Origin of the sequence: Candidatus Accumulibacter vicinus, from assembly GCF_000584955.1 — a bacterium.
Taxonomy (GTDB): Bacteria; Pseudomonadota; Gammaproteobacteria; order Burkholderiales; family Rhodocyclaceae; genus Accumulibacter; species Accumulibacter vicinus.
Map to the genome: position 1 here is coordinate 209,855 of NZ_JDSS02000024.1, position 11,023 is coordinate 220,877.

The 11,023-nt window shown below is 62.0% G+C and carries 17 protein-coding genes and 1 pseudogene; 15 read left to right on the top strand and 3 right to left on the bottom strand.

All coding sequences use genetic code 11. From position 1 onward, the window contains the following. Positions 1-161, bottom strand: a pseudogene (locus CAPSK01_RS22765) (histidinol-phosphate transaminase); the annotation flags it as partial. Between the two features lie 249 nt (positions 162-410). Between CAPSK01_RS22765 and hisB the strand changes: the two are divergent. The 10 genes from hisB (at position 411) to tatC (ending at position 6,102) form a co-directional block, all read left to right on the top strand. Then, positions 411-998: an imidazoleglycerol-phosphate dehydratase HisB gene (gene hisB / locus CAPSK01_RS11570; RefSeq protein ID WP_034926770.1), complete on the top strand. Its 588-nt coding sequence runs from the start codon at positions 411-413 to the stop codon at positions 996-998. Beyond that, on the top strand, positions 998-1,669 hold the full coding sequence (gene hisH / locus CAPSK01_RS11575) for an imidazole glycerol phosphate synthase subunit HisH (protein WP_273703551.1): 672 nt from the start codon (positions 998-1,000) through the stop codon (positions 1,667-1,669). Before hisB ends, hisH begins: the two co-directional genes overlap by 1 nt. A gap of 57 nt (positions 1,670-1,726) precedes the next feature. After that, positions 1,727-2,470, top strand: coding sequence for a 1-(5-phosphoribosyl)-5-[(5-phosphoribosylamino)methylideneamino]imidazole-4-carboxamide isomerase (hisA, locus tag CAPSK01_RS11580; RefSeq protein WP_034926462.1), 744 nt, complete (start codon positions 1,727-1,729; stop codon positions 2,468-2,470). A gap of 40 nt (positions 2,471-2,510) precedes the next feature. Next, positions 2,511-3,272, top strand: a complete 762-nt coding sequence (gene hisF / locus CAPSK01_RS11585) for an imidazole glycerol phosphate synthase subunit HisF (RefSeq protein ID WP_034926464.1) — start codon at positions 2,511-2,513, stop codon at positions 3,270-3,272. Further along, positions 3,269-3,673, top strand: a complete 405-nt coding sequence (gene hisI, locus CAPSK01_RS11590; RefSeq protein WP_273703552.1) for a phosphoribosyl-AMP cyclohydrolase — start codon at positions 3,269-3,271, stop codon at positions 3,671-3,673. The genes hisF and hisI overlap by 4 nt, the downstream gene beginning before the upstream one ends. After that, positions 3,670-3,990 carry a phosphoribosyl-ATP diphosphatase gene (locus CAPSK01_RS11595; protein WP_034926467.1) on the top strand — a complete coding sequence of 107 codons (321 nt, stop codon included), beginning with the start codon at positions 3,670-3,672 and terminating at the stop codon, positions 3,988-3,990. Before hisI ends, CAPSK01_RS11595 begins: the two co-directional genes overlap by 4 nt. Before the next feature lie 4 nt (positions 3,991-3,994). After that, on the top strand, positions 3,995-4,345 hold the full coding sequence (locus tag CAPSK01_RS11600) for a histidine triad nucleotide-binding protein (protein ID WP_034926469.1): 351 nt from the start codon (positions 3,995-3,997) through the stop codon (positions 4,343-4,345). Between the two features lie 71 nt (positions 4,346-4,416). Then, on the top strand, positions 4,417-4,689 hold the full coding sequence (tatA, locus tag CAPSK01_RS11605) for a Sec-independent protein translocase subunit TatA (protein ID WP_034926472.1): 273 nt from the start codon (positions 4,417-4,419) through the stop codon (positions 4,687-4,689). A 110-nt stretch (positions 4,690-4,799) separates the two neighbouring features. Then, a complete protein-coding gene (tatB, locus tag CAPSK01_RS11610) occupies positions 4,800-5,231 on the top strand; it encodes a Sec-independent protein translocase protein TatB (protein WP_034926473.1) in 432 nt (143 codons plus the stop codon). A gap of 7 nt (positions 5,232-5,238) precedes the next feature. Continuing rightward, positions 5,239-6,102 (top strand): twin-arginine translocase subunit TatC, encoded by an 864-nt coding sequence (tatC, locus tag CAPSK01_RS11615; protein ID WP_034926476.1) that lies wholly within the window; start codon positions 5,239-5,241, stop codon positions 6,100-6,102. A 22-nt stretch (positions 6,103-6,124) separates the two neighbouring features. On the opposite strand, the gene CAPSK01_RS11620 is transcribed toward tatC, so the two are convergent. Both CAPSK01_RS11620 and CAPSK01_RS11625 read right to left on the bottom strand, forming a co-directional pair. Continuing rightward, positions 6,125-6,931, bottom strand: a complete 807-nt coding sequence (locus tag CAPSK01_RS11620) for a class II glutamine amidotransferase (protein ID WP_034926478.1) — start codon at positions 6,929-6,931, stop codon at positions 6,125-6,127. Positions 6,932-6,943: 12 nt separating this feature from the next. Then, a complete protein-coding gene (locus tag CAPSK01_RS11625; protein WP_034926481.1) occupies positions 6,944-8,116 on the bottom strand; it encodes a trypsin-like peptidase domain-containing protein in 1,173 nt (390 codons plus the stop codon). A 21-nt stretch (positions 8,117-8,137) separates the two neighbouring features. On the opposite strand from CAPSK01_RS11625, the gene CAPSK01_RS11630 reads away from it, so the two are divergent. The 5 genes from CAPSK01_RS11630 to CAPSK01_RS22770 all read left to right on the top strand — a co-directional run. After that, positions 8,138-8,884, top strand: coding sequence for a Nif3-like dinuclear metal center hexameric protein (locus CAPSK01_RS11630; RefSeq protein ID WP_034926483.1), 747 nt, complete (start codon positions 8,138-8,140; stop codon positions 8,882-8,884). 18 nt (positions 8,885-8,902) lie between these two features. After that, positions 8,903-9,586 carry a fumarylacetoacetate hydrolase family protein gene (locus CAPSK01_RS11635; protein ID WP_034926486.1) on the top strand — a complete coding sequence of 228 codons (684 nt, stop codon included), beginning with the start codon at positions 8,903-8,905 and terminating at the stop codon, positions 9,584-9,586. A 128-nt stretch (positions 9,587-9,714) separates the two neighbouring features. Next, entirely contained in the window at positions 9,715-10,236 is a 522-nt protein-coding gene (locus tag CAPSK01_RS11640) for a DUF3124 domain-containing protein (RefSeq protein ID WP_034926488.1), read from the top strand. 40 nt (positions 10,237-10,276) lie between these two features. Beyond that, positions 10,277-10,825: a Gx transporter family protein gene (locus CAPSK01_RS11645; protein WP_273703553.1), complete on the top strand. Its 549-nt coding sequence runs from the start codon at positions 10,277-10,279 to the stop codon at positions 10,823-10,825. Next, on the top strand, positions 10,818-11,023 hold a 206-nt coding region (locus tag CAPSK01_RS22770; protein ID WP_034926489.1), incomplete at its 3' end, for a flavoprotein. The genes CAPSK01_RS11645 and CAPSK01_RS22770, both read left to right, overlap by 8 nt.

An 11,023-nucleotide genomic window follows, 5' to 3' on the forward strand; every position in this document is an offset into this window, starting at 1 on the left:
CCGCCATTCGCCATTTCTTCGGCAATTGCAGCAGCGACACGCGGCGAGGGCGGATAGGGGTTTTCGTTGGTATTCAGCTTGACGAGGTTTGGCAGCCTGGGCTGCTCGCCCGGAACATAGGGCGTCAGACGGTGAACGAGAGAACTCCAGTAGCGACTCATGAAAGGCTGCCCAGTTAATGTGAAAGTCGCGTCAGCGACTCATGAATCCCCTTCCACTCGCGGGAGAGGAAAACGATCCTGACTTCCTGTTCGGGGAATGCCTGGAAAAGTCATGGCCGTTCGGGATGCATGCGAAGCGTGAAATGGTATCATGCGTACCGTTCGATCGACGCTGATGATCGGCCTGTGGTTTGCAGCAGCAAGCTGAACCTTTTCCAGACCCGAAATGCCACCCGGCAATGGTACCCGATGCGGCAAGCAGAAGTTTCCAGAAATACGCTCGAAACCCGGATCACCGTTCGACTGAACCTTGACGGCAGTGGCCGCGGCAGCTTCGCGACCGGCGTGCCTTTCCTCGACCACATGCTCGAACAGATTTCCCGGCACGGGCTGATCGACCTCGAAGTTGCGGCCGTTGGCGACCTGCATGTCGACGCCCACCACACTGTCGAAGATATCGGCATCACGCTCGGGCAGGCTCTGGCCAGTGCCCTCGGCGATAAGAAGGGCCTGCGTCGTTACGGGCACGCTTATGTACCGCTAGACGAAGCACTGTCGCGAGTCGTGGTCGATCTCTCGGGCCGGCCGGGTCTCGCGTTTCATGTCGATTTTCGCCGCGCCATGATCGGCGCTTTTGATGTCGATCTGGTACACGAATTTTTCCAGGGCCTGGTCAATCATGCCTTGCTGACGCTGCATATCGACAATCTGCGCGGCGACAACGCGCACCACCAGGCGGAAACGGTGTTCAAGGCTTTCGGGCGCGCGCTGCGTATGGCCGTCGAGGAAGACCCGCGCGCCGGCAGCAGCATTCCCTCGACCAAGGGCTCACTGTGATGTTGGCGGATGATGCAGCCAAGGGTGATGGCAAGAACGCAATCGTTGTGGTCGATTACGGCATGGGGAATCTGCGCTCGGCCTGGCAGGCGCTGGTGCATGTCGCCAACGGACGTACAGTGCTGGTCTCGGCTGACCCAGCGGTAGTCAGCACCGCCGAGCGCGTGGTCTTCCCCGGTCAGGGGGCAATGCCCGACTGCATGCGCGAGATCGAGGCGCGCGGCTTGCGGTCGGCAGTGCTCGAAGCCGCACGCAACAAGCCCTTTCTCGGCATCTGCATTGGCCAGCAGATGCTCTTCGAGCACAGCGAGGAAGGCGATGTGCCAGGACTTGGCGTCATCGCCGGCAAGGTTCGCCGCTTTCCTGCCGAGTACATGGTCGATGCAGCCGGCAACCGCCTCAAGGTACCGCACATGGGCTGGAATCAGATCCGGCAGGCCAGGGAACATCCCCTGTGGAAGGGCATTGCCAATGGCACACGCTTCTATTTCGTCCACAGCTATTTCGTGGCCCCGACCAACGACGCCTGCGTTGTTGGGAGCACCGATTATGGCCTCCCCTTTACCAGTGCAGTGGCGCAGGATAATATCTTCGCCATTCAGTGCCACCCGGAAAAAAGTGCCCTGGCGGGCCTCGCCATGCTGGCCAACTTCGTCGCCTGGAAACCCTGATCGACTGCAGACGTTTTACACTTTACTTGTCTCAACCCACCTTTATCTTCTTTCAAGATGCTGATCATTCCCGCGATTGACCTGAAACAGGGACAGTGCGTCCGTCTCAAGCAAGGCCTGATGAACCAGGTCACGGTCTTCTCCGATTCCCCTGGCGAACAGGCTCGCCACTGGCTGGCGCAGGGCGCGCGCCGCCTGCACGTGGTGGACCTCGACGGCGCTTTTGCCGGCAAGCCGAAAAACGAGAAAGCGATCAAGGAAATCGTGCAGGCCGTCGGTGATGACATTCCCGTGCAACTCGGCGGCGGCATCCGCGATCTCGACACCATCGAGCGTTGCCTGGACGACGGCGTCAGTTACGTGATCATCGGCACTGCCGCGGTGAAGAATCCCGGCTTTCTGCACGACGCCTGCGGCGCCTTTCCCGGCCACATCATCGTCGGCCTCGATGCCAGAGACGGCAAGGTGGCGGTTGATGGCTGGTCGAAAATGACCGGTCACGATGTCATCGATCTGGCGAAGAAATACGAGGACTATGGGGTCGAGGCCATCATCTATACCGACATCGGCCGTGACGGCATGCTTTCGGGAATCAATATCGCCGCTACGGTGAAACTCGCTCAGGCCCTGTTGATTCCGGTCATCGCCAGCGGCGGTCTGTCGAGCCTCGACGACATCCGACAGCTTTGCGCGGTCGAAGAGGAAGGCATCAGCGCCGCCATCGCCGGTCGCGCGATCTACGATGGATCGCTCGATTTTGCTGTGGCACAGGCCACAGCAGATCGTGCCGCAACGCCATGACCGTCTTCTCCTCCTGGCAAGCTCGGAGCGGTAGCTGACCTTGGGCCTCGCCAAACGCATCATCCCCTGCCTTGATGTCACTGCCGGCCGGGTCGTCAAGGGCACCAACTTCGTTGACTTGCGTGATGCCGGTGATCCCGTCGAAATCGCCCGCCGTTACGACGAGCAGGGCGCCGACGAAGTCACCTTCCTCGACATCACCGCCTCCTCGGACCAGCGCGACATCATCCTGCACATCGTCGAGGCCTGTGCAGCACAGGTATTCATTCCATTGACGGTGGGCGGCGGCGTCCGTTCGGTTGCCGATGTACGGCGTCTGCTGAATGCCGGCGCCGACAAGGTCAGCATGAACACCGCAGCCGTCGAGAATCCTGATCTCATTGCCGAGGCATCGGCCAAGGTCGGGAATCAATGCATTGTCGTGGCCATCGACGCGAAGCAGTCGGCACCGGGAGTCTGGCAGGTGTTTACACACGGGGGACGCAGGAACACCGGCATCGACGCCATCGCCTGGGCTCGCCGCGTTCAGCAACTCGGTGCCGGCGAGATCCTGCTCACCAGCATGGATCGTGACGGCACCAGGAACGGTTTCGATCTGCCGCTGACGCGCGCGGTCTCCGACGCCGTCGATCTCCCGGTGATTGCCAGCGGTGGCGTCGGCAATCTCGAGCATCTCGCAGCCGGCGTTTCTGAAGGCCGTGCCGACGCCGTCCTGGCCGCGAGCATCTTCCATTTTGGGGAATATACGGTTCATCAGGCCAAGGCATACCTGCACACGCGGGGCATCGAGGTTCGCCTGTGAGTGATCTCGATCCCGGTCTGCAGTGGCTCGACGCACTGAAATGGGACGAGCAGGGTATGATCCCGGCCATTGCACAAGACGCCAGCAGCGGTCGGGTCCTGATGTTTGCCTTCATGAACCGGCAATCATTACAGGAGACGATCAACACCGGGAGCGCGGTATACTGGTCGCGTTCGCGACAGCGTCTGTGGCGCAAGGGCGAAGAGTCTGGCCATACGCAACGCGTGCGGTCGCTGCGCACCGACTGCGACGGCGATGTACTGCTGCTATCGATCGACCAGGCAGGCGGTATTGCCTGTCATACGGGCCGCACAAGCTGCTTTTTTTATCAACTGCAGGGTGACTCCTGGGTTGCGGTCGACCCGGTGCTCAAGAACCCTGAGGACATTTACGGCAAATGAACATGGACATGTTGCACCGGATCTCGGAAACACTGCTTGAACGCCGCAAGGCCGACCCGGAAACTTCCTACACGGCGCAATTGATGGCCAAGGGACCGGACGCGATCCTGAAGAAGATCGGCGAAGAAACTGCCGAACTGATCATGGCCGGCAAGGAGGGTAATCGCCTGCATGTGGTCTGGGAATCCGCCGACGTGCTCTATCACATGATGGTGCTGCTCGCTTTCTATGGCCTGTCGATCGAGGATGTACTGCAGGAGATGCGTCGGCGTGAGGGAATCTCTGGAATCGACGAGAAGAAGTCACGAAAGGGCTGAAAACATGGAAAACTGCTTGTTCTGCAAGATCGCAGGGGGCCAGATTCCCGCGCGCAAGGTTCATGAAGACGACGAGATTCTTGCCTTTCACGATATCAACCCGGCTCGTCCCGTACATCTGCTGGTCATCCCCAGGCGTCACATCACCTCGCTGGCGACGGCCACCGAGGCCGACGTGCCGGTGCTCGGCAGGATGCTCGCCATCGCCAATCGCCTGGCAAGCGAACAGGGCAGCCCGGATGGCTTCCGGGTGATCATCAATACCGGACGGATCGGCCATCAGGAAGTGCAGCATCTGCACGCACATGTCGTTGGTGGACCGGAGCCGGTTGGACCGATGCTCAAACGCATCTGACCACTGTGGCAAGGGGTCGTGCCGAGCGTCCGCTAGCGTTGCACCCGATTTCACCTTCATGGAGGCCTGACATGGGCTCTTTCAGCATCTGGCACTGGTTGATCGTTCTGATCATCGTTCTGTTGGTTTTTGGGACCAAGAAGCTGCGCAGCCTCGGATCCGATCTCGGTGGCGCGGTCAAGGGCTTCAAGGACGGTATCAAAGACGCGACTGCAGAGGACAAGGCCGCTGAGGCCCAGCCCGCAACGCCACCGACTTCCCCTCCCCCCCCTCAACAACCGCCGCAGCAGGTTGGTACGGGTCATACCATCGAAGGTGAGATCAGGGAGAAAACCAGAAGCTAGGCAATACAGGATCCGTGGCGGCAGCCACTGCCCTGAACTGCCCGCGGCCTTCCTGCTGGCATCGCACCCACCGGCGCCCCTCCCCTCCTTTCCCGAGCCAACGGCCACCCATGTTCGATATCGGCTTTTCCGAAATGATCGTCATCGCCATCGTCGCACTGGTGGTGATCGGTCCTGAAAGATTGCCCAAGGTCGCCCGTACGGCCGGGCACATGCTCGGCCGTCTGCAGCGTTACGTGAATGACGTGAAATCCGACATCAACCGCGAAATACAGCTTGAGGAGCTGAAGAAACTGCAGAGCGAACTCCAGGAGTCGGCACGCAGCGTCGAGCAGAGTCTGACCACCGAAATGAACGCTGCCCGGCAAGCGGTCAGCCAGACGGCGCAGGCCCTCAGTGATGACCTGCAGCCCATGGCGGCGCTCGAACAGCCGGCGGCAGCACCAACGGCGCCATCCCCGGCGACCAGCCATGCCCTGCCACCGGCAAGCGCTGCTGCAGTGTCTGCCGCCAACCCAGAGCAGCCGCAGCGACCGGTCTGATCGAGAGATGCAAGCGCCCGAAGATTCTTTCCTCTCGCACCTGATCGAGTTGCGCGACCGCCTGATCCGGGCGCTGATCGCCATCGGCATCGTCTTCATCTGCCTTTTCCCCTGGGCCAAGGAACTCTATGCACTGTTGGCGCAGCCCTTGCTGGCAACCCTGCCGCAAGGCGGCCAGATGATTGCGACCGATGTGATCGGCGTTTTCCTGGTGCCGATGAAAGTGGCGCTGATGCTTGCCTTCCTGATCGCCCTGCCCTATGTGCTCTATCAGGTTTGGGCTTTCGTCGCGCCGGGCCTGTATGCCCATGAGAAGCGGCTGGCGCTGCCGCTGGTGACAGCGAGTGTGCTGCTGTTCTTTGTCGGCATGGCTTTCGCCTATTTCCTGGTCTTTCCCACCGTCTTCGGGTTCATGTCACAGGTAGCCCCCGAGGGTGTCGCCTGGATGACCGACATCGAGAAATACCTCTCTTTCGTGCTCACGACCTTCGTCGCTTTCGGAGTGACCTTCGAGGTCCCGGTCGTCGTGGTGGTGATGGTCTACGCCGGGATCGTCGAAGTCGCCAAACTCAGGGAATGGCGTCCTTACATGATCGTCGGCGCCTTCGTCGTGGGCGCCGTGTTCACGCCGCCCGACGTGATTTCACAGTTGATGATGGCGATTCCGCTGTGCCTGCTTTTCGAACTGGGGTTGTTCCTCGCGCGTTTTGTCGGCGAGCGCTCGGCACACGCCACGCCGATTGATCCGCCTGCCCCGGAAGCCCCGCGCAGCCCTGTGGCCGACTGGACGCCCCTGTCTGCTCAGCAGATGGATGCGGCGATCAAGGATCTCGGCGCGCAGCAGAACACTGACCGCAAGCCTGAGGCCTGATCCCGCTGCCGGCCCACATTGCTCAGACAGACGTTTTTGCCGGCCCGGCAACGGTCAGTTGATGCCTGACCGGCACCCCTTCGGCAAACAGCCACAGACTGCCGTTCGGCATCGTCGTCCAGCACTCGTTGTCGGTCAGCGGCACGGTGGCAATGACTGCGACACGATCATCGGGGGTCGTGACATCGCTGAAATCGATACTCAAATCCTGATCGCGCAGGTGCGCGACGGTAAACGGCGCCTGACGGATGATGTAGCTGAGCTGGGTGGAACAGTGGGCAAACAGACAGTCGCCATTCGACAGCAGATAATTGAACGCGCCGCGCGCGCCCAGATCAAGGGTGAGTTGATGAAGTGCGTCGAACAGCCGGGTCTGACTCGGTGGCCGGCGGCCAAAGCGCTGACGCAGGTTCTGCAGCAGCCAGCAAAAAGCGTGTTCGCTGTCGGTCTGGCCAACCGGAGTAAAGCTGCCATCGAGTTGCGGCGAAAAATCCGGCAGATTGCCGTTATGGGCAAAAATCCAGTAACGTCCCCACAGTTCGCGCATGAAAGGATGCGTGTTCTCGAGGGCAACCACCCCCTGGGTCGCCTTGCGGATGTGGGCGATGACGTTTTTGGAATGAATCGGGTAGCTGCGCACCAGTTCGGCAACCGGCGATACGCAGGACGGTTGCGGGTCGAGGAAAACGCGCGTGCCGCGACCCTCGAAGAAAGCGATTCCCCAGCCGTCCGCATGGACATCGGTGGCGCCGCCGCGTGCCTGAAATCCGGCAAAGGAAAAGCAGATGTCGGTCGGGACATTGCAGTTCATGGCCAGTAACTGGCACATCGACGACCCCGACTACTCGCGCTCGCGGCGCGGTGGCGCCCGCTTGCCGATCTTGACAGTAGTATCGAGTACGTTGTTCTGACGGCGCAATCGGAAGGAAATCGTTTCGCCAGGCTTCTGGGCAGCGATCAGGTCGAGCATGCCCTGCGGATCCTTGACCGCCCGTCCGTCCACGGCGAGCAGGATGTCTCCCGGCTTGATCCCGCCCGCATCGGCCGGACTGCCGCGCAGGACGCCGGCAATCAGGGCGCCGCTGGTATCCGGCAGGCCGAAGGACTCGGCCAGATCGACGCTGATTTCCTGAGCCTCGACGCCGATCCAGCCGCGGGTCACGGTACCGGTCTGGATGATCTGCTCCATGACATTCCTGGCAATCGAGATTGGAATTGCAAAACCGATCCCCAGCGAACCGCCCGAGCGCGAGTAGATGGCCGTATTGATGCCGATCAGGTTACCCTGGCTGTCCACCAGCGCGCCCCCCGAATTGCCGGGGTTGATCGCCGCGTCGGTCTGGATGAAGTTTTCGAACGTGTTGATTCCGAGATGCGAGCGACCCAGCGCGGAGATGATCCCCATGGTCACCGTCTGACCCACGCCAAAGGGGTTGCCAATAGCCAGCGCCACGTCTCCCACCACCAGGTTGTCCATCTGGCCCAGGGTAATCGCCGGCAGCAGCAGTTCCTTGCCGTTGTGTTCGGTGATCTGCAAGACCGCAAGGTCGGACTCGGGATCACTGCCCACCAGGCGAGCGTTGAGGTTGCGGCCGTCGCTGAGGGCGATCTCGATCTGGTCTGCCGCTTCGACCACATGAAAGTTCGTGAGAATATAGCCATTCGGGCTGACAATGACCCCCGAACCCAGCCCGGAAGTCCTGGGCGCGTCACCTGCGGGGTTGTCCCCGAAAAAGTGCCGGAAGATCGGGTCGTCAAACAAGGGATTACGCCGCGTCCTGATTTTCTGCGAGGTAAAGATATGCACGACCGACGGCAGCGCCTTCTTCGCCGCGTCGCGGAACGAGGTCGGGGTGGTGGCCGGAGCGGTGGCCACGACGGCCGACTCCTGCAGGGCCACGACATTGGCCGGGGAGGGTTTGTCCAGCCACTCCGGCTTGAGCGTGCCCACCACGAAGAGAACCGCGAGACTGATCGTCACCGTTTGTGCAAAAATCAACCAGAGCCTGCGCATGGGCGAAATCGGAGCCAGTAAATGAAACGCCAAGAATTGACACGCTACCTGGAGCAGTTGCTGGAACCGGGGCGTTTCCGGGATTATTGCCCAAACGGCCTGCAAGTGGAAGGACGCCCCGAAGTCAGGCGCCTGGTCGCCGGCGTCACGGCCAGCCAGGCGCTGCTCGATGCAGCTGTCGAGCGTGACGCTGACGCCATCCTGGTCCATCATGGCTGGTTCTGGCGCGGCGAAGAGGGTCGTGTCACCGGCCTGCGCAAAATGCGCCTGCAAACGCTGCTCAAGCACGACATCAACCTGATCGCCTATCATCTGCCACTCGATGGCCACCCGGCATTCGGCAACAATGTACAACTGGCCAGCCGACTCGGCTGGACCCCGGACGCTCGTTTTGGCGAGCAGGACATCGGCTGGCTGGGCAGCCTGGAAAATCCGACCACCGTTTCGGCGATCGTCGATCGTGTTGGCCACGAGTTGCAGCGCCCGCCGCTGCTGATCGGTGACGGCGATCGCCTGGTCAGCCGCGTCGGCTGGTGTTCCGGAGCGGCACAGGGCCTGTTCGAACAGGCCATCGCGCTCGGCGTCGATCTCTACCTGAGCGGCGAGATCGCCGAGCAGACCGTGCATCTGGCACGCGAGTCCGGCGTCGCCTACCTTGCCGCCGGTCACCACGCCAGCGAACGCTTTGGCGTGCAGGCACTGGCCGCCCATCTGGCCGAACGTTTCGGCCTTGACTGTCCATTCGTCGACATCGACAACCCGGTCTGACCCCCGCAAGGAGCCGCCATGAACTACGTCTTTCCCCCCCCACCCCCGGTCAGCGTTCCCGTTGCCGGCGGCAACACCCTGTTCCCGGTCCGCCGGGTCTACTGCGTCGGCCGCAATTACGCCGATCATGCCGCGGAGATGGGCGCCGATCGCCGCGAACCCCCGTTCTTCTTCAGCAAGCCCGCCGATGCGCTGGTGCCGGGCGGCGGGGAGGTCGCCTATCCACCAGCCACCGACAACCTTCAGCACGAGGTCGAACTGGTCGTTGCACTGGCTGCAGGTGGTGCCGATATCGACCCGACACAGGCGCTTGACTGCGTCTATGGTTACGCAGTCGGTCTCGATCTGACCCGGCGCGACCTGCAGCTACGTGCCAGGGACAAGGGCCATCCCTGGGACATGGGCAAGGGCTTCGACCAGAGCGCGCCCATCGCTGCGATCCATCCCGTGGCGACCGTCGGACATCCGGCACACGGTTCGATCTGGCTCAAGGTCAATGGCCAACTGCGGCAGAATGGCGATCTCGAACAGATGTCGTGGAAAGTCGCAGAAGTCATCGCCCAGCTGTCGACCTACGTGACTCTCGTAGCGGGAGACCTGATCTTCACCGGCACTCCCGCGGGCGTCTCGACGGTACGGCGTGGCGATATGCTGGAAGCCGGCGTCGCCGGCGTCGGCGAGATCTGCGTTCGACTCATCTGAGATCTAACGGCCATGGCTTTGAGCTACCCCGGAAAGGATGAAAGCCATGACCGTTCCCTCCCCTGTCGGGTGATGCCGGCTTGCACCCCGGTATCGCCCATCCGACGATCCCCTCCAAGGAGCCTGTCATGAATGCCACCTCCTCGCTTTTCCGCCGCTTTGCTTCAGTTGGCCATTGCCGGCTGGCGGCCACGCTGACCCTCGCCTGCGCGATGAGCTCGGCACTCGCCGAAGGAATCGAACCGCCCACCCGCGGGCAAACGGTCTACGTGCCGATCTACTCCGAGATTCGGCATGGCAATGTGGCCTCTTCGGGCCGCGCCGACAACACCCTGTTGTCGGTCCTGGTCAGCGTCCGCAATACCGACCCCAACCACCCGATCCGGGTCGTCGCGGCACCTTACTACAATACCGAGGGCACCCTGATTCGCAACTCGGTGCCGACACCCAGGGTGATTCCCCCGTTTGGCACCTTCGAACTGTTCATCGAACTGCGCGAGAACGCCGGCGGTTCCGGAGCCAATTATGCGATCAAGTGGGAAGCGGCGACGCCCGTCTCGCCACCGACCATCGAGGCCCTGCATTCCAAGTTTCAGGCAGGCTATTCGGTCGCCTTCATCTCGCGCGGCCGCGCCATCTCGGAACCTTGAGCGTGCCGGAACCGGACGGGTACCGTGACGACGGCCAGTGATGCCTGATCGCCAGCAGCTGATCACACTGCACACGACGCCCGACGACCACCGCATTGCGCAGCTCGCGGCTGCAGCGATCGGCCTGTCGCTGATCGACGCGGCCATCCCGATGCCTCTGCCAGGCGTCAAGCCGGGTCTGGCCAATATCGTCACGCTGATCGTTCTGGCGCGCTACGGCTGGATTGAGGCCGTCTGGGTGAGCGGCCTGCGTGTCTTCGCCGGCAGCCTGCTGCTGGGTTACTTTCTGTCGCCCGGATTTTTCATGAGCCTCAGCGGCGCGCTGTGCAGCCTGCTGATGCTGGCTGTTGCCGTGCGCCTGCCTCACCGCTACTTCGGGCCAGTCAGCTGGAGCATCCTGGCGGCCTTTGCCCACATCAGCGGGCAACTGCTGCTGGCACGGCTATGGCTGGTTCCTCATAATGGCCTGTTCCTGCTGCTCCCTTTCTTTTCGGCAGCGGCACTCGCCTTCGGGATCATCAACGGCCTGATTGCAGCACGCCTGCTCGAAGAATTGCCAGCCCAACAACCCGAGATCGACCATGCCTGAAACCGTCTGCCTGGCCTTCACCGGCGCCTCCGGCATGCCCTATGGCGTGCGCTTGCTCGAATGCCTGCTCGCCGCCGGCTGCCGGGTTCAGCTCCTTTACTCGCAGGTCGCGCAGATCGTCGCCCGGCAGGAGATGGGACTCGACTTGCCGGCGCGTGCCAGCGAGGCACGCGCCGGCCTGGAGGAACGCTACCCCGG